Annotated in this window: 16 protein-coding genes; 7 read left to right on the top strand and 9 right to left on the bottom strand. The window is 42.3% G+C overall.

What is annotated here, in order from left to right; translation table 11 throughout:
• Nucleotides 1–55: 55 nt before the first annotated feature.
• Nucleotides 56–1972 (bottom strand): acetate--CoA ligase, encoded by a 1917-nt coding sequence (gene acs, locus G6053_RS27080; RefSeq protein ID WP_165309156.1) that lies wholly within the window; start codon nt 1970–1972, stop codon nt 56–58.
• A 186-nt stretch (nt 1973–2158) separates the two neighbouring features.
• Between acs and G6053_RS27075 the strand changes: the two genes are divergently transcribed.
• Nucleotides 2159–3025 (top strand): hypothetical protein, encoded by an 867-nt coding sequence (locus tag G6053_RS27075; RefSeq protein ID WP_165309155.1) that lies wholly within the window; start codon nt 2159–2161, stop codon nt 3023–3025.
• Nucleotides 3026–3068: 43 nt separating this feature from the next.
• Here G6053_RS27075 and G6053_RS27070 read toward each other — a convergent pair whose 3' ends face one another.
• The 3 genes from G6053_RS27070 to rsmA are packed head-to-tail and all read right to left on the bottom strand — an operon-like array spanning nt 3069 to nt 5962.
• A complete protein-coding gene (locus G6053_RS27070) occupies nt 3069–4013 on the bottom strand; it encodes an NAD(P)-dependent oxidoreductase (protein WP_165309154.1) in 945 nt (314 codons plus the stop codon).
• A complete protein-coding gene (locus G6053_RS27065; RefSeq protein WP_165309153.1) occupies nt 4003–5181 on the bottom strand; it encodes an FAD-dependent monooxygenase in 1179 nt (392 codons plus the stop codon). Before G6053_RS27065 ends, G6053_RS27070 begins: the two co-directional genes overlap by 11 nt.
• 1 nt (nt 5182) lies before the next feature.
• Nucleotides 5183–5962, bottom strand: a complete 780-nt coding sequence (gene rsmA, locus G6053_RS27060) for a 16S rRNA (adenine(1518)-N(6)/adenine(1519)-N(6))-dimethyltransferase RsmA (RefSeq protein WP_104383896.1) — start codon at nt 5960–5962, stop codon at nt 5183–5185.
• Nucleotides 5963–6136: 174 nt separating this feature from the next.
• Between rsmA and pdxA the strand changes: the two genes are divergently transcribed.
• The 4 genes from pdxA to miaA all read left to right on the top strand — a co-directional run bounded on the left by pdxA (nt 6137) and on the right by miaA (nt 10425).
• Entirely contained in the window at nt 6137–7192 is a 1056-nt protein-coding gene (gene pdxA, locus G6053_RS27055) for a 4-hydroxythreonine-4-phosphate dehydrogenase PdxA (RefSeq protein ID WP_108635003.1), read from the top strand.
• Between the two features lie 189 nt (nt 7193–7381).
• Nucleotides 7382–8815 carry an HD domain-containing protein gene (locus G6053_RS27050; RefSeq protein WP_108635004.1) on the top strand — a complete coding sequence of 478 codons (1434 nt, stop codon included), beginning with the start codon at nt 7382–7384 and terminating at the stop codon, nt 8813–8815.
• Between the two features lie 46 nt (nt 8816–8861).
• Nucleotides 8862–9452: a hypothetical protein gene (locus G6053_RS27045; protein WP_108635005.1), complete on the top strand. Its 591-nt coding sequence runs from the start codon at nt 8862–8864 to the stop codon at nt 9450–9452.
• 46 nt (nt 9453–9498) lie between these two features.
• The gene (miaA, locus tag G6053_RS27040) at nt 9499–10425 is read left to right on the top strand and encodes a tRNA (adenosine(37)-N6)-dimethylallyltransferase MiaA (protein WP_165309152.1); all 927 of its coding nucleotides are present in this window, start codon (nt 9499–9501) and stop codon (nt 10423–10425) included.
• Between the two features lie 69 nt (nt 10426–10494).
• On the opposite strand, the gene G6053_RS27035 is transcribed toward miaA, so the two are convergent.
• Entirely contained in the window at nt 10495–11565 is a 1071-nt protein-coding gene (locus tag G6053_RS27035; RefSeq protein WP_165309151.1) for a branched-chain amino acid aminotransferase, read from the bottom strand.
• A 320-nt stretch (nt 11566–11885) separates the two neighbouring features.
• Between G6053_RS27035 and G6053_RS27030 the strand changes: the two genes are divergently transcribed.
• Nucleotides 11886–12044 carry a hypothetical protein gene (locus G6053_RS27030; RefSeq protein WP_165309150.1) on the top strand — a complete coding sequence of 53 codons (159 nt, stop codon included), beginning with the start codon at nt 11886–11888 and terminating at the stop codon, nt 12042–12044.
• Between the two features lie 65 nt (nt 12045–12109).
• Here G6053_RS27030 and G6053_RS27025 read toward each other — a convergent pair whose 3' ends face one another.
• The 3 genes from G6053_RS27025 to recJ form a co-directional block, all read right to left on the bottom strand.
• Complete coding sequence (locus G6053_RS27025; RefSeq protein ID WP_108635008.1) at nt 12110–13624, bottom strand: GH3 auxin-responsive promoter family protein; 1515 nt, start codon at nt 13622–13624, stop codon at nt 12110–12112.
• 17 nt (nt 13625–13641) lie between these two features.
• The gene (lptB, locus tag G6053_RS27020; protein WP_108635009.1) at nt 13642–14376 is read right to left on the bottom strand and encodes an LPS export ABC transporter ATP-binding protein; all 735 of its coding nucleotides are present in this window, start codon (nt 14374–14376) and stop codon (nt 13642–13644) included.
• Between the two features lie 223 nt (nt 14377–14599).
• The gene (recJ, locus tag G6053_RS27015; protein WP_165309149.1) at nt 14600–16300 is read right to left on the bottom strand and encodes a single-stranded-DNA-specific exonuclease RecJ; all 1701 of its coding nucleotides are present in this window, start codon (nt 16298–16300) and stop codon (nt 14600–14602) included.
• Nucleotides 16301–16414: 114 nt separating this feature from the next.
• Here recJ and G6053_RS27010 point away from each other — a divergent pair, with 114 nt between their 5' ends.
• Nucleotides 16415–17194 (top strand): MBL fold metallo-hydrolase, encoded by a 780-nt coding sequence (locus G6053_RS27010; protein ID WP_165309148.1) that lies wholly within the window; start codon nt 16415–16417, stop codon nt 17192–17194.
• Nucleotides 17195–17263: 69 nt separating this feature from the next.
• Here G6053_RS27010 and G6053_RS27005 read toward each other — a convergent pair whose 3' ends face one another.
• A complete protein-coding gene (locus tag G6053_RS27005) occupies nt 17264–18886 on the bottom strand; it encodes a RagB/SusD family nutrient uptake outer membrane protein (RefSeq protein WP_165309147.1) in 1623 nt (540 codons plus the stop codon).
• Between the last annotated feature and the right edge of the window lie 13 nt (nt 18887–18899).

The raw sequence follows: 18899 nt of genomic DNA, 5'->3' as shown, positions 1-18899 counted from the left end.
ATAAGATAAGAAAGCCTCCACATGGGAGGCTTTCTTTGTTAAAGATTGTTGCCAATTATTTTTTTAAACCTTCAGCACCTTGGATAATGCCTTCGACCACAGTTGGATCCTGTAATGTCGATGTGTCACCTAGATTGCTAATATCGCCTTCGGCAATCTTGCGTAGAATACGGCGCATAATTTTTCCTGAACGTGTCTTTGGTAGGTCATTGACAAACTGGATGATATCTGGCTTGGCAATGGGGCCAATAATACGTGATACAGTCTCCATAATGTCTTTTTTAGTGGCTTCTGCATCTGTATGGTGATTGGCGATAACATAAGCGTAGATGCCCTGACCTTTGACTGGATGTGGATAGCCGACAATAGCGGATTCCACAACATCAGCATGCATATTGATGGCATTTTCTACCTCCGCAGTACCGATACGGTGACCGGATACATTCAATACATCGTCCACACGGCCCGTGATTTTGTAATATCCTTCTGGGCTACGGTAACAACCATCGCCTGTAAAGTACATGTCTTTGTAAGTGGAGAAGTACGTTTGTCTACAACGATCATGATCTCCCCAAGTCGTCCGTAACATACCCGGCCAAGGGAATTTGATACATAGATTTCCAGTGACATCATTGCCTTCGATTTCTTTTCCATTCTCGTCCATCAACGCGGGTTGTATACCCGGCATTGGGAACATCGCGTAACTTGCTTTTTCTGGTGTCACACCAGCCAATGAGGTTATCAGGTGACCTCCATTCTCCGTTTGCCAATAGGTATCCACGACAGGGCAGTTCTTCTTACCCACCTTCTCGTTAAACCAGTTCCAGGCTTCTTCATTGATAGGTTCGCCCACCGAACCCAATACGCGTAGTGACGAAAGATCGTTTTTATCTACAAACTGATCTCCGAAGGCCATTAACGAACGTAGTGCCGTAGGGGAGGTGTAGATAATATTGACTTTAAATTTATCAACGATATCCCAGTAACGGCTGGCGTCCGGGAATGTTGGGATACCTTCAAACATCAATGAAGTAGCACCTTGTGACAACGGTCCATAGACAATATAACTATGGCCGGTGATCCATCCGATGTCAGCTGTACAGAAAAATACATCGTTGGGCTGATATTGGAAAGTATTCATAAAGGTGTATCCCGTGTAGACCATATAGCCACCGCAGGTATGTACGACACCTTTTGGTTTACCGGTGGATCCTGAAGTATAAAGGATAAATAAAGTGTCCTCGGCATCCATTTCTTCTGCAGGGCAGGCCGGATTCCCTTGGGTCTCAACTTTCTTGATCTCGTCTTCCCACCACACATCACGTCCCTTGATCATGGATACTGGCGTACGTGTACGTGTTAATACAATGACTTTCTCTACAGTATCACATTGCATTAACGCATCATCAACAATATTTTTAAGGCCAATGGTTTTATTACCACGGTAACTGCCATCCGAAGTCACGATCAATTTGCATTCCGCATCCACGATACGATCCGCAATCGAACGCGCGGAGAAACCGCCAAAGACAACTGAATGGATAGCACCGATACGTGCACAGGCCAATACAGCAATAACCAATTCTGGAACCATTGGCAAGTAAATACAGACCCGGTCGCCCTTTTTGATGTTGTTGTTCTTTAATACATTGGCAAATTGCTCGACCTTCTGTAACAATTGTTTATAGGAAAGGATGCGGTGTGCTTCATTCGGGTCATTTGGTTCCCAAATAATCGCTGGTTTATCGCCATTCGCATAAATATGACGGTCCAGGCAGTTTTCTGTAATATTTAATTTTGCACCTTCAAACCATTTGATATTAGGTTCCTCAAAGTTCCAGTTCAGCACCTTGTTCCATTTTCTCTTCCAGAAAAAATGATCCGCTATGCTCGCCCAAAACTCCTCTGGTTGTTCTACACTTCGCTTATATTCACTTTGATATTCTTCAAATGATTTTATTTGTAGGCTCATCGTTATTAGGATTATTATGAATTATTTTAATTTATATTGTTATCGTTGCGAAATCGTTTTTGATCGTTCAATTTCGGTGTACAATTTAGCGGTTTTTGCCCATTTTATCAACAATTTGATGTTTAATATAATGTTAAACTACTTTTCTCTATCAAGATTGTTATATTGCAGCAAGATTAAACAAGCATGTTGTTTCTAAGAAAGATATTCTATATCAGCATTTATACGAATATTTTAATTGCATTGGCCGCCATGGCGCAATGCGCACTGACCTATATCATATTTGAACGACCAATCAATTGGTCTATTGTTTTGGTCGAGGGGACAGCAACATTATTACTCTATAATTTTAGCCTATGGTGGTCTAAGCCGAAGAATCCAAAAGAGTCCAAATTCCCACGTACACGTTGGATATTTAACCATGAATGGGTGATGTGGTTAAATAATGTCATCGCATTGGCTGTTCTTGGTTACTGTTTGTTCCATATTCACCGCTATTCATTTCTGTTTTTGGGCTTTATCGGAATCTTGAGCTTATTGTACGGAATGCCGTTGTTTACGTTCCATGACCGAAAAGTAGGGCTGAGACAGATACCCGGGGCTAAGATCTTCCATATTGCCCTGGTTTGGGTCTGTAGTAGTGTGGTACTTCCCTATGTTGAACTGCTCAATATCGGTGACAGGATAGACCATTGGGTGCTCGTTGCGCTCTGCGTGTTGAAATTTATATTCTTGATTATTTGTACACTACCTTTTGATATCCGTGACATTCAGCAGGATTCTTACTATCATCTGCGTACGCTGCCCAATATGTTGGGGGAGCAGAAAGCGAAAAGACTTACCTATACTTTATTGATATTACATAGCTTTTTAATCCTTGTTGCACCCTATCTGTTATGGATCAAGTTGGGGCTGATCTTAACTAATATACTGATATATGCACTCCTAAAGCTAGCCGTCTTCAAAACGAAAGATCACTACCATTATGCCTATTTATTGGATGGGAGCCTTGTACTCCAATTTTTGATCGTGGCGTTGTTTAGCATTTGGTAGGTAGTCGAACAACTTTCATAACCCGATAATGGATTAAACTTTTTTAATGCGTTTCCTGAAGCTTTAAAAATGCAATAATCTTATCTGCGGCAACTGCTGATAACTTATAATAGCTTTCAAATGTCCAGCCCGCTACGTGTGGGGATAGTATGACATTTTCTCGGCGAATGAGTTCCTGGTACCAGGTCTGTTCAGCAAGTTTGGGGAATTTTTCGACGGGAAGTACATCAAAGGCTGCACCGAGAATATTGCCGCTATCAAGACCAGCTAATACAGCCGGTACTTGTACAATGCCACCTCGGGCACCAAGCAGGAAGAAGATTGGTTTCTTAAATTTGGAGAGATAAACACTGTCAATCATTCCTTTTGTTTCGGCCGTCAGGGGGATATGGAAGCTAATAACATCCGCTTGCGAATAGATATCTTCCATAGTGGCTTCTTCTGCGTACTGGTCCGTATATTCGGTCCGATATTTATCGTAAGCAAGTACGTTCACCTCAAAGCCAGAGAGCTTTTTAGCCATCGCCATACCATTGTGCCCATAACCGACCAAACCAACGGTACGCCCTTTAAGTTCATAGCCTCGGTTGGCCTCACGCAACCATTGGCCGGCCCGCACTTGTTGATCGCTGCGGTTGAGGTTGTTCATCAGGCTTAACAACATGCCGATCATGTGTTCGCCCACCGCATCCCGGTTACCTTCGTTGGCGGGAATTAATGTAATCTGTCGCTGTGTGGCAATTTCATCATCGATATTATCCATTCCAGCCCCTGCCCGGGCGATGAAACGCAAGTTAGGAGCCAGGTCAAAGAAAGCTTTGTCGACCTGAAATTTAGAGCGGATGACCATGCCTGAATAGTTTGCAATGATTTTTTCAGCTTCTTGGCGGTCAATGTCAGGTTGGTAGTCATAGGGAATCCCTGCCTGTTCAAATTTCTCCAACATAATTTCGTGGATATCGTCGACAATCAAAATATTAGCTTTCATGATTACGGTTGATTTGCATAAAGTCTACTGACAGTAACTTGTTTAACTGTTGTTGCTTGAGTCTATTCGGCATGATTTTCATGATGAAATTGCGCATACCGATTAAAAATGGGTTCTCCCATTGAGCGATCTTCCCGATCTGCCAAGAGGTATTGCTGATATAATTAACACGGTCCAACCGTCGCGCTTCAAATCGGGCGAAGGCCTGCTGGACGGAGGCAGCTGTTTTCAGTTCATCCAATAGTACGGCAACATCCTCTATGGCTTGACAGGCACCTTGTCCTAAATTCGGCGTTGTGGCATGACCGGCATCTCCGAGTAAAAGGATATTGTCAAAAGCAAGCTGTTGTAAGGGAGCAATATCTATAATATCATTCCAGATCAGTTCGGTTGCCTGCGTCTCTGATAGAATAGTTGGGATCGGGTCATGGTAATCCTTGAAATTATTTAGCAGATCCGACGGGGTCCAATTCTTTAAAGCAGGATTTTGTTGTGGGCTGTTGATACAAGCGTACCAATAAATGCGGTCGCCTACAAGCGGTGTCATGCCAAATCTACCCTTTGCACCCCATGTTTCGGTGCTTTTTTTGAGCTGGATGCTACTGTTATCTATTGTTGCGCGCCAGCAGGTGTAGCCTGAATAACGGGGGGTGGATGTGGGGATCAGATGCTGACGTAAAAGTGAATGTACGCCATCGGCAACTAATATTGCGTTACCTACTGCTTGGGTACCATCGGTAAAATGAACATGGATCTGTTCACCTAGTTGATCAAAAGACAGCGCACGCTTGCCAAGATGAACTTGACTGTCAGGAATCTTTGATAGAAGAAATTGATGTAGGTCCGCCCGATGTATGGCGAAATTGTCCTGTTTGTATTTTTTGCTGATTGATCTGGTATCCGGTTCGACCAAAATATTCCCTTTTTGATCCAGGACATTGTAGGATTCAAGATAATGTCCGATTTGGCTGATTTCTTCTTTTAGGCCCAGGTGATCTAATGCCTGCATGGCATTGGCAGCAAGGCCAAATCCTGCTCCTATACCTTTAAGTTCGGATACACTTTCATAAACATGGGCTTCAATACCCAGTTGCTGGAGGCCTATTGCTGTGCATAATCCAGCGATTCCGCCACCGATAATGATAAAAGTGTTATCTGCCGGCTTCATATTAAAGGCAGTTTGCAATCTCGTTTGTCAAGCTGACGAAGTCATCTACGGTCAATCGTTCGGCCCGCAGCTCATACAGCGGATTGTCCGACATTTTATCTTTTGGGACAACACCCGAAAGGGAGTTGCGCAAGGTTTTGCGACGTTGATTGAATCCCGCTTTAACGACCCGCCAAAACAGCTTCTCGTCGCAGGCTAATTGTTCACGGTCATTTCGCGTCATGCGAATGACACCTGACAATACTTTTGGTGGTGGATTAAATGCGCCTGCCTTTACGGTAAAGAGATATTCTACTTTGTAGTATGCCTGTAAGAACACGCTCAGGATACCATATTCTTTACTGCCCGCTTTCGCTGTACAGCGCTCAGCGACCTCTTTTTGAAACATGCCTGTCATCTGAACAACACGTTGACGCTCGTCCAGAATTTTGAAGAGGATCTGAGAAGAAATATTATAGGGAAAATTGCCGATGACAGCCATTTTTTCACCGAAATATTGTGAAAAGTCAAGGTTTAGAAAATCGCCATGGATCAATCTTTTGCCCAATTGTGGGTATTTGTCATCCAGATAGGCGATCGATTCATCGTCAACATCGATCAGATAGGTCTCATATTCTTCTTTCTGTAATAGAAAATCCGAAAGGACACCCATTCCCGGACCGACTTCGAGTACTTGGCTAAAACCCAATTTAGGATCCAATGCTTCTACAATACGTTGTGCGGCATTCTTATCGTTTAAGAAATGCTGTCCTAAATGTTTTTTTGCTCTAACTGTACTCATGATGCAAAATTAGAAATTTAAAAGCTTTATAAAGTAAAAAGTCAAAAGTAAAAATTCAAAAGGACAGAAAGTTTTTAGGCCAGAGGCTTGTTCGCCCAAAATCTTAATACGCATATCTAACTACTCAATACTAAAAAAAAATCCCTATTTTTGAGTCAAAGCATTTAAAAAAGGATGAGTGATAAACTAAAAATCGGAATTACCGTAGGGGATATTAACGGCATTGGACTTGAAGTAATTATTAAGTCATTGGTAGATCAACGTATGTGCGATTTTTTTACGCCGATTGTTTATGGAAATACAAAAGTGGCCTCTTTTCACCGAAAAGCGATAGGAGTAAACGATTTTAGTTTTAACGTAATCAATGATGCTGAACAGGCCCATTCCAAACGGGCGAATATGATCAATTGCTGGCAGGAAGATGTTAAGATCTCCTTGGGTGAGGAAAATGAAATCGGCGGCAAATATGCTTTTTTGTCACTCGAGCGAGCGATAGATGATTTGAAAGCCGGTAAAATTGATGCATTGGTGACCGCACCAATCAACAAACATAATATTCAACAGGAAGGATTTCAATTTCCTGGACATACCGAATATTTGCAGGCAAAAGTTGAAGCTGACGATGTACTGATGTTTATGGTCTGTGATGAGCTGCGCATTGGTGTGGTGACGGGACATATCCCATTACACGATGTGGCTACGAATATTACGGAAGAGGCAATTTTGAAAAAGCTCGTTCTGATGAACGAATCTTTAAAAAAGGATTTCTGGGTTGAGAAACCGAAAATAGCCGTTTTGGGACTTAACCCACATGCTGGCGATCACGGGATTATCGGGACGGAAGACGACCAGATAATTCGACCAACGGTTGAAAAAGCAAATGAACAGGGGATTTTCTGTTTTGGTCCTTATCCTGCAGATGGTTTCTTTGCAAAGGGTGCTTATGAGAAATTTGATGCCGTACTGGCCATGTACCACGATCAGGGGCTGATTCCTTTCAAACATATCGCCAAGGGGGGCGGTGTAAATTATACTGCTGGATTACCCATTGTGCGTACTTCGCCGGATCATGGTACAGGCTACGATATCGCAGGGAAAAACCTGGCCTCACCGAGCTCATTTGTCGAGGCAATTTTTACTGCGGTCCATATTGTGAAACGTCGCCGGGAACAAGCTGAATTATTGAAGAATCCATTGGCCTTCCGCAAATTGTCCAAAGACCGGGATTAGGCCTGTAATAGTTGCTGATTTTTTTGATCTATAGCGGTTATGTGTCAAGTTAAGCAGATGACGAGAATCATATTGTCATTAAGGGGACTATAATGATCAAAATCTCAATTCTAATAGCTCAATACCTAATACTAAAAAAAAGTATTACTTTTGCAAACTGTTTGGTTTTTTAAACCCACTGTTCTAACTATGTGCGATAATTTACAACATCCAATATTTTCTATCATCAGGGAGCTCGCCGAGCAGACAAACACAACATGTTATGTCATCGGAGGTTATGTGCGCGACTATATTATGCAGCGCCCATTCAAAAATGATGTGGATATTGTTGTGGTGGGAAGTGGTATTGAATTTGCAACTTTACTCGGTGAGAAACTTCATGCTAAAGTTGCGGTCTATAAGAATTTTGGAACCGCGATGTTGGTTTTTGAGGGGCTTAACGTGGAATTTGTGGGGGCAAGGAAGGAATCCTACCGTGCAAATTCCAGAAAACCGATCGTAGAGGATGGGACCTTGAGCGATGATCAGAATCGTCGTGATTTTACCATCAATGCTATGGCATTTTCACTGAATAAGGCCGATTATGGAACCTTGGTGGATCCATTTGATGGTGTACAGGATCTCGAACACCGTGTTATCCGGACACCCCTCGATCCAATTGAAACATTCTCGGATGATCCATTACGTATGATGCGTGCGATCCGTTTCGCAACGCAACTAAATTTTAAGATCGATATTGAGGCTATTAAAGCGATAACGGAGACTAAGGAACGTATCAGGATCATTTCGAAAGAACGGATTATCGACGAAATCAATAAGATTATTCTTTCAGCTAAGCCTTCGGTGGGATTTAAATATCTTTTTGATACCGGCCTGTTGGAATTAATTTTCCCCGCCATGTACAACCTGCATGGTGTTGACATTATTGACGGAAAAGGACATAAGGACAATTTTTACCATACATTGGAGGTTTTGGATAATGTATGTGAACTGTCAGATGACCTCTGGTTACGTTGGGCTGCCATCATGCATGATATTGCCAAGCCGGCGACAAAACGTTTCGATAAGAAATTGGGCTGGACGTTTCATGGACATGAAGACCGTGGCGCACGGATGGTGCCGAAGCTTTTTGCCGAACTGAAATTGCCATTGAATGAAAAGATGAAATTTGTACAGAAACTTGTACAATTGCATCTTCGTCCGATAGTGCTGGCACAGGATATTGTCACCGACTCTGCCGTTCGACGTTTACTATTTGAGGCCGATGATGACATCGATGCCCTGATGATGTTGTGTCATGCGGACGTGACAACGAAGAACGAGTTTAAAAAGAAAAAGTACCGCCAGAATTTTGAACTTGTCAAGCAAAAGCTGAAGGACGTTGAAGAACGTGACAAGATTAGAAATTGGCAGCCACCCATCAGTGGCGAAGATATTATGACACTTTTTGGATTGACACCTGGACGTGTTGTCGGACAGTTGAAAAATCTGATCCGCGAAGCTATTTTGGAAGGTGATATCCCCAATTCCCGGATCGAAGCCTATCACTATTTAGTTCGTAAAGCTGGAGACATGGGCTTGGAGGTCAAGCAAGAAATCCCATTGGAAATTTCCAATTCTTAAAATATAGTATTAATTTTAAACTGCTAAAAAGAAGAATACATAAAAGATGGCAATTTATAGATTTAGAGTTACTTTTGAAGATTATGAAGATGTATATCGCGAAATTGATATGCCTTCCAAAAGTACATTTTTAGACATGCATGAGGAAATCCATAAAACGACAGGCTACGCACCAGATGCTTCTTCCTCTTTCTACGTGAGCAATGATCAGTGGAAAAAAGGAACAGAAATTGCTTTTAAACCCACGCAGCGTAAGAAAGATACGGAAGTTTTGTTGATGGAGAATATTCGCCTGAGCAAGTTTATTGATGATCCACACCAAAAATTTTATTACATCTATAACTTTGACCGTCCTTATGATTTTCAGGTGGAACTGATCAAAATTTTGAAGGAGGAAGCAGGTAAAGAGTATCCGGCTTTGTTCAAGTCGGTCGGTCAGGTACCTAAAACCATGACTGCCGCTAATTTCCCTGTAGCCGATGCTGTTGAGGAGGATGAGTATGTTGAGGAGGATGAAACACAATACGGTGTGGATGACGAAGATGAATTGGATGGCTTTGACAGCGAGGATGAAGATGAAGAGGGAGAAGGCGAGGAGGAACGTGAAGAATCTACTGGCTACGAAGACGAATATTAATAGAAAATGCCTTTGGATGCTTATTTGAGCATCTAAAGCACATATTATGGCAAATAAAAAAACACTGATAGCCATTGTAGGTCCGACTGCTGTTGGAAAAACTGCAATGGCTATTTCATTGGCCCAATACTTTAAGACTGAAATCATTTCTGCCGATTCCCGCCAATTCTATCGGGAGATGAGCATCGGTACGGCAAAGCCGGATGCAAAAGAATTGGCCGCTGCTCCACACCACTTTATAAATTCGCATTCCATTAGTCAGGATTATTCTGCGGGCGATTTTGAGCGGGAAGCATTGCTCAGGCTGAATGAACTTTTCAGGCAGCATGATGTCGTTATTATGGTGGGCGGATCCGGACTATTTGTTCGTGCACTCTGTGAAGGATTGGATGACCTTCCCAAAGCCGGGGAGGAGGTGCGTGAAAGACTCAACAACGAAATGGCGCAATTGGGTATTGAAAAGATGAAGGAACGGTTAAATGCAATTGATCCTGTTTATTATCAAGTCGCCGATGTGGACAATCCACAGCGTGTCGTTCGCGCCCTGGAAGTATTTGAGGCAACAGGCAAACCGATGTCCTTTTACCATAAGAAAGATGTCGATAAAAGACCATTTGATATTTTGACGATAGGGTTAAATATGGAGCGTTCCCAATTGTATGCACGGATCAATCTTCGGGTAGATCGTATGATGGAAACTGGTTTGCTGGAGGAGGTAAAATCGTTGATTCCTTTTAGAAGCAAACCAGCTTTGCTGACGGTAGGGTACGCCGAATTGTTCGACTATCTCGACGGAAATATCTCTTTGGGAGATGCTGTGGACAAAATCAAACAGAATTCAAGACGTTACGCAAAGCGTCAGATTACCTGGTTTAAAAAATATGGTGATACTGTTTGGTTCCAGCCTACTGAGACGGGGGACATCATTGATTTTATACAGGCTAAACTTCATGGCAGCAACAAGGAGAATTAATCAAACCTATTTGCACAAAAAAGGGCAATTGGTGATCACCAACTGCCCTTTTTTGTATGTATTATTCCTTTATTTCACCAAGTAGTTCCAGCCAAATGAATCAGCTACTTTACCGTAGCGCAATTCATTCAGGTAATTTAAGACTTTATTGGAGAATTCGCGGCCTTCCACCGGAGGCAAGTTGTAGTCTTGTCCTTCAAAACCGATACGGCTGATGTGTGTTATCGTTGCTGCTGTTCCAGCGGCAAATGCCTCGGTTACTGTTCCCGATTTGATGCCATCGATAAGCTCCTGAACGGATACTTTTCGCTGTTCGGTTTTATATCCCCATTTATCCGCTAACTCCATAATGGTACGACGGGTTACACCATGTAAGATGGTATCACCATGTGGTGTGATAATGGTATCGCCAATACGGAAAATAAGGTTTGCAGTACCGGCTTCTTCAATATATTTGTGTTCGGCTGCGTCAGTCCACATAATTTGATCGTAGCCTTCATCATTAGCCAATTGGGTTGGGTAAAGCGACAATGCATAATTACCGGCATTTTTCGAGAATCCAACACCGCCTTCGGCTGCACGCGTATAGTAAGTTTCAACTTTTAAGCTAATGGGTTTACTATAGTAAGCACCTACCGGTCCCGTAATAATGATAAATTTGTACGATTTGGATGGATGTACACCCAAAGCGGCTTCCGTACCGAACATAAATGGGCGGATATATAAAGAAGAGCCTTCTTTAGCAGGAACCCAATTCCGGTCAATATCCAATAGCTTGCTCAGTCCATCCATGAAGATTTCCTCAGGGACTTCAGGCATCTGAAGACGGGCTGCTGATTTGTTGAATCTTTCCCAGTTTCTATCCGGACGAAAGATACTCACCGTACCATCTGCAAATTTATAGGCTTTAATACCTTCAAATATCGCTTGACCATAATGTAAAGCAGACATCGAAGGACTGATACTGATGTCTCCGTAAGGGACGATGCTGACATCTTTCCATTCACCATCATCATAGTCTGCGACCAGCATGTGGTCGGATAATATCTTTCCGAATTTTAGATTGTCGAAATCTACTTGCGAGAGTCTTGAATTTTGAGTTGGCTCTACGCGAATTGAATAGTTCTCTGTCGCGTTCATCTTATTTTTTATATTACTTAGGCTAAGTTAGGAAAAATTGAAATATAAACCGCACTTTGTCCGGATAATTTCCCGTTTGGCAAAATGCCTTTTATTTCGGACAGTCATTCTCCAAATGACTACACTTTTTATATAAAAATGAAAGATTTGACTTAGAAATTTTTAGAATCAGTCCATTATTAATTAAATGTATTAATTTTATATTAATTAACAATCAGCTTGCATTTATGGCATAAAGTTTGGCAATAAAGAATGCGGCCATCGATGGGCATCTGGTTCGCTTTACGCTATAAAATCACTTATCATAAAATAAACTTAGTATGGAATTGACTCACAGTCTTAACAAAAGCAATGAAGTAACATCGGGTGAAACTCGCGAATTGTTACAGCGTGATGTTGAAATTCAAAAGAAAGGTATTTCTGTGAATTTTATCCTTGGTTTTTTTGTGTTTTTGTATAAAACCGCAATTAAACCCTAAACAAAGAGATTAGCCAAAAATGTATTGGAAAATTTTGGCTAATCTCCACTAGGACAGACCTCCGGTCAATCTTGTAAAATCTTCAGAAGCGGATCGAGATACTCTCTATTATTGCTCAGCCTTGGAACTTTATTCTGTCCACCTAATTTACCCCTAGACTTCATCCATTTATAAAAAGTGTCTGACGGCGCGTTATGGACAATGGGCGATTGGAGTGCCATATTCTTAAAGCGTTTCGCATCGTAATCCGAATTGATTTCCCGCAACTTTGCATCCAATATTTCACAAAAACGGTTAAAATCATTAGGCTGCTGTTCGAATTCGATAACCCATTCGTGTGCGCCAGCTTCTGCTTCCCGAAAATATACCGGGCCCGCGGTATAATCTTTAATTCGGGCATCTGTCAATTTGCTCGCTTCTGCCAATGCTTGTTCGGCATTGTCTACGATTACTTCTTCACCAAATGTATTGATGTATTGTTTTGTGCGGCCTGATATCTGAAAACGGTAAGGTGAGAGCGATGTAAACTTGATCGTATCACCTATCTTATAACGCCATAGTCCAGCGTTGGTGGATATGATCAGCGCATAGTTCTTGCCGATTTCCACTTGATCCAAGCGTAGCGTTGTTGGATTTTCATCATGCATTCTTTCCACCGGAAGGAATTCATAATAGATCCCATAGTCCAGCATCAGCAGCAGATCTTCGGAATCAGATCTGTCTTGTAAACCAAAATATCCCTCTGAGGCATTGTAGTTTTCCAGATAATACATTTTGTCTGAAGGTATCAGCTTGTGAAATTGCTCGCGGTAAGGCTTGAAACTCACGCCACCGTGACCATAAAATTCCAGATTTGGCCATACCTCCAATAAATTATCCTTGCCCGTGATTTCCAAAATACGCTTGGCCATCACTATATTCCAGGTTGGCACACCTGCTAGACTGGTTACATTTTCCTTAATGGTTATTTGAGCTATCTGTTCAATTTTCTCTTCAAAATTGGGATTTAAGGTCACCTCCATATTCGGGGTCCGCTTGAATTCTGCCCAAAAAGGGAGATTACGGATCAGGATCGAGGATAAGTCCCCATAATAAGAGTCGGGACTGAAGTTGTTGATCTGGGAAGAGCCACCGATGACAACCGATTTTCCCGTGAAAACACGGTTTTCGGGTCTATTGTGGCAGTAGATGGTCAACATGTCCTTACCGCCCTGAAAATGACATTCTTCCAAAGCCTCTTCACTGACGGGGATAAATTTGCTACGGTCAGAGGTTGTTCCCGAAGATTTTGCAAACCATTTGATGTCCGAAGGCCACAGAATATTCTGCTCACCTTTGATCATGCGGTCTACATAACCTTTGATATCATCGTAGTCCTGTATAGGGACACGTTCTTTAAATATTTCAGGTGTGAGTATACTGGTGTAATCGTATTTCTTTCCCCATTCTGTTGCCTCTGCGGTAGAAATTAAACTTTGGAACCATTCTTCTTGGACATCGTGTGGATATTTCATAAAAAGTTCGATCTGGTGAATCCTTTTTTTCATGAACCAAGTAAAAATGGAGTTTAATAAGGCCATAGGGTATTCTTTTTGCTTTAAAATTTTTTCCTTCTCAATTCAAAATGACGACCAAGGTAGAATTTTCGCGCGAGCTCATTATCGGCAATCTCTTCAGGTGTGCCGGTCAGCATGATTTTTCCTTCGGTCAAAAGATAAGCTCTATCCGTAATGGATAAAGTTTCCTGTACGTTGTGATCCGTAATTAGGATGCCAATATTGCGCGTTTTGAGTTTGGCAACGATCGTTTGTATTTCCTCTACGGCAATAGGGTCGACCCCTGCAAATGGTTCATCCAAAAGGATAAATGCTGGATTTGCCGCTAATGCCCTAGCGATTTCCGTACGGCGGCGTTCACCCCCCGACAAAAGATCACCTCTGTTTTTACGAACGCGGTGGAGACTAAATTCGGATAACAACTCCTCCAGCTTGGCCATACGTTCTTCTTTGTTGGGATAATGGATCTCCAGTACTGCAAGAATATTATTCTCCACGGATAACTTGCGGAAAACAGAAGCTTCCTGAGCCAAATAACCTATTCCGCGTTGTGCACGTTGGTACATGGCGTCTTGTGTGATTTCTTGATCATCCAAGAATACTTTTCCTTCATTGGGTTTGATCAGACCCACAATCATATAGAAAGAGGTCGTTTTACCGGCACCATTTGGTCCCAATAATCCCACGATTTCTCCTTGCTCAACATGAAAGGACACGTTGTTGACAACCGTGCGTTGCTTATATTTTTTTATGAGATGTTCTGCCTTTAAAATCATCTTCTTGCTTTATCTTGTCACTATAAACTGCTGCTCTATGTGTTCCCTCAAAAAACAGATCAGACTGAATTTGATGCGGAAATCGCTGTTGGAGCATTTTGATGCAAATCTATGGTAAATATATTTAATATCTTCTTAGTATTAAGTATTTAGATCTTAGTATTTAGACCACTGTGGTGCTTTATGCTTAAGAAGCTAACTACACCTTATTCAAATAAAAAAACTAGTATCGTATTCCCTTGATGTTAAGCTGTAAGTTTCTCTTGTTGCGCCACACGTTTTCCTCGATACTATAACAGATATCGAAACTCTGGCCTGAATTGATAAGACTGATATGTTCGGCCAATCCGAAACCGATGCAGTCAAAAGAGGCAGAGTCTTCCTGAACCACGGTCATTTTTAAATGATTTGTACCGACGGGGAAAGCCGAACCTACCGCACTTACCTTTTTGCTCAGGAAAATCGGTGCTTCATTCTGTGGGCCAAATGGTTCAAACTGCTGGAGTATGCGGAAAAACTTTGCGTCGATATCCTTTAGGTGAAGTTTGGCGTCGATCAGGATTTCCTGTGTCAGCATCTCCGGACTGATTCTTCGGGCGACAACCTCTTCAAAGCGATCTTGAAACAGACTTACATTATCAAGAGACATGGTCAGTCCGGCAGCATATTTGTGTCCGCCAAACTGTTCAAGCAGATCGGCGCATTCGTTTAAGGCTTCATATAGGTCAAATCCAATGACTGAACGACAAGATCCTGCAATATGACCATTGGTCTCCGTCAATATAATGGTCGGGCGGTAATATTTTTCGGTCAATCGTGAGGCAACGATACCGATAACACCTTTATGCCAGTCTGCTTTGTATAATACGGTAGATTTTCGGCTTTTGAGCACGACGTTCTCCTCAATCAGCGCCAGCGCCTCCTCGGTTATCTTCAGGTCAAAATCCTTGCGGACATTATTTTGGTCATCGATACTCGAACTGAAATCTTTAGCCTCCTGTAAGGATTTTGAAATTAATAATTTAACAGCATCCTTGGCATGGTCTATCCTTCCGGCGGCATTGATGCGTGGGCCGATCTGGAAGACAATATCATTGACCGTGAAGGTCTTTGTTCTATTATTGGAAAGGTCAATCAGGGCTTTTAGTCCAACACAAGGGTTGGTATTGAGCTTGATTAATCCAAAATGGCTTAAGATTCTGTTCTCTCCGGTGATCGGAACAATGTCTGAAGCGATACTGACCGCGACCAGATCCAAAAACTGATAACAGGCATTGATATCCATGCCATTGGTCAGGATGAAAGCCTGAATGATCTTGAATCCGATGCCACAACCCGAAAGTTCTTTATACGGATAATCACAATCGGCACGTTTTGGATCTAACACGGCAAAAGCCTTTGGAAGTTTTTCTCCCGGCAGATGGTGGTCGCCGATGATAAAGTCTATCCCTTTGCTGTTGGCATACTCAATCTTATCGATGGCCTTTATGCCGCAATCCAATGCGATAATTAAAGTAAATCCATTTGCAGCAGCATAGTCAATACCTTGTGTAGATATACCGTATCCCTCCGCATAACGGTCGGGAATATAAAACTCAAGCTGACTATGGAATTCTCTGAAAAAGCTGTAGACTACGGCAACGGCTGTTGTGCCATCGACATCATAGTCACCATAGATTAGAATTTTTTCTTTGTTGCCAATGGCCTGGATGATTCGGGATATGGCTTTTTCCATATCTTTCATCAAAAATGGATCGTGCAAATCGGACAATTGTGGTCTAAAAAACTGTTTTGCTTCATCAAAACTTCCAATTCCCCTGCTGACGAGCAACTCTGTTAATACAGCGTTGATATTTAATTCCTCGCGCAGTTTGTTGGTTATTTTGACATCAGTTTTAGATTTTAGTACCCACCTTTTTTGCATATCTTTGCACAATATTTTAAGTGTAAATATACGTTTTAAGGCTGGACTTACCTAATTCCTAAACCTGGTATTGACCATCTGTTGCTTAACGTGCATATTCCCAATGTTTTAAATATGGTGCAGGCTTATTCTCTATATGAAGGTTCTTTTTCCGTTGATAAAAGTAGAAAATTCGTTCCCTTTGATCCGGCTGTAGATGATCCGAAAGATCGTCCCGGATCCATGTTTATCCATGTTCATCCTTTTTTGATCAAAACAGAATCAGGTATTGTGATCTGTGATACCGGCCTGGGGCATACGGATGACCAGGGTGTGCTGAAGCTGTACAATAATATTCGCAAATTAGGTTATGAGCCCGATGATGTAAAATATGTATTGATGTCACATCTGCATAAGGATCATGCCGGTGGTATGGTAAAAATGGAAGAAGGCTCGCTCCGTATTGCATTTCCGGAGGCTGAATATATTGTGCAAAGAGGCGAATGGGAGGACGCCTATTCTGGTATCTCCAGTTCCTACCGTACAGAGATTTTTGATGTCGTCCAACGGAGCGGAAACCTTGTGTTGGTGGAGGGGGAAGGAGCGGTAAATACTGAAATCAGCTATGTGCATAATGGCGGACATACACCAAATCACCAGGCATTTCACATCCGTACAGGGGGAGAGCACTATTTTTTCGGAGGCGATGTGTTGCCTGAACCCGAGGAAATTTTTCATAATTACGTGGCTAAATACGATTTTGACGGACGACGCTCGAAAGAGCTCCGACAGCGGTATTGGACAGAGGGGGCTCCAGAAGGCTGGATTTTTCTGTTCTATCACTCAAAAAATATAACCATGGGCCGTAGCCAGCTGCGTTCGGATGGAAGTTACAAGCTTATTGAAGCGGGGTAGAAAAAAAATGATATGTCAATAAAAAGCCTCGTGGAATTTGAATTCCACAAGGCTTTTTTGACGTCAGGTTTAATATCCAGCATTCTGCGGAAAAGCAGCCTCAGTATTGCTGTCGATGACTTCCTGTGGAATAGGCCAAAGAATAAATTCCTTCTTGACAACATCTTTTGACTGAGGATTAAGTGCCTGTACACGGCGTAGGAAAACGTCGGCACCAAAGCGTGCTAATGTCATCCTGCGCATTTCTTCGCCCATAAGCTCCCTCGCACGTTCATCCAATATAAAATCTACATTGATTGCCGAAGCATTGACCGGAGAGGCTTTGGCCCGGGCGCGCACCGCATTGATGGCATCCTTCGCCAGTTCAGGTTTATTGGCGCGCATATATGCTTCCGCCAATAAAAGATAGGTCTCGGCCAATCGTATTTTGACACGGTCTTTCATATTGCCTTCAAATGCAGGGTTTGCCGCTGTTTTTCCATAAAAAAACTTCGTGATTGTAGGAAATACATTGCCAGAAGCAATGATTGCATCGGTCAATACAACCTTCTTACCATAGAGTTCCGGAACAGAAGGATCATTATAATACCAATCCCGTTTGATATTGTAAGGGGAATTTCTGACGTCTTGTTTTTCATAGCTATCCAGCCACCACTGGTACGGACGCACGTGACCGAGGCCCCTTCCTCCGAGTGAGTCGGCAAGGACAAAACCTTTTTGTTGGGAATAAAAAGGAACCCATGCGCGTTTGCTCCAATCTGTATAATTGTCACCGCCTCCCTGCGTATTGTATTCTAATTGAATGGCCCAGATAGTCTCTTGATTGCCAGACGAACGATTCTGATTGTTTTCGATAAACATGTCGTGGAAATAGTCGCCGGGTTTGTCTTTCTCGGCTCCAAAGCGTTGATCGTTTAATTTAAAATAACCACTCTGAACCACTTTGTTAGCTGCTTCCGCAGCCAAATCTGGTTGACCAGCTTCAATATAAGCCTCAGCAAGATAATGCAATGCGGCCCATTTTGTCAATTTCCCTTCTTGAATTGGGCCTGGGTCCTCAGGCAAGTTATCTCCAGCGTATTTAAGGTCCTCGATCATATGCGCCAAGACTTCAGCTTTAGGTGTACGGGTAAAATCGCGGCGCGGTGTTACCGAGACCTTGTCTACCCAGGGCACATCTCCGTAGAGGTTGATCAAATAACGATAGCTGTATGCGCGGAAGAAACGGGCTGTAGCTTCCACACGTTTTGGATCATTCTCTTTATCTGTCCATTGGATTGTATTTTTTGTTAATGCTTCCAGGATAATATTGGCATTTCCAATAAAACCATAGGCATACTTCCAGTAATTACGTACATAAGACGAAGCTGGGTTGAGGCTATAGTTGCTAAAAGGCGCTAAAGTTGCATCAGTTCCTGTGGTTTTGATCGCGACAATGTCTGTACCAACTTGTAAAGCTTCCTGCGGTGTTGCTCCCTGTGAAAATATACTGCCGTTCCAGGTCAGAAATTCCATCCGAGCGTACGAGTATAGACCGTTCAGACCCGTTTCAAAACCTTTGGTATTAATGTAGGTATTGTCAGGCGATTGAAAGCTGCTGGTATCTTCATTTAGAAAATTTTTGCTACAGCCGGTAAAGAATAGGCTAAGGCCAGCTAAAAGTGTATATAAAGTTGTATTTCTTTTTTTCATGATATTTAACTGT

The organism is Sphingobacterium sp. DR205, from assembly GCF_011064245.1.
In the GTDB taxonomy this organism is placed as follows: Bacteria; Bacteroidota; Bacteroidia; order Sphingobacteriales; family Sphingobacteriaceae; genus Sphingobacterium; species Sphingobacterium athyrii.
This window is presented reverse-complemented; position numbering and strand designations above follow the sequence as displayed.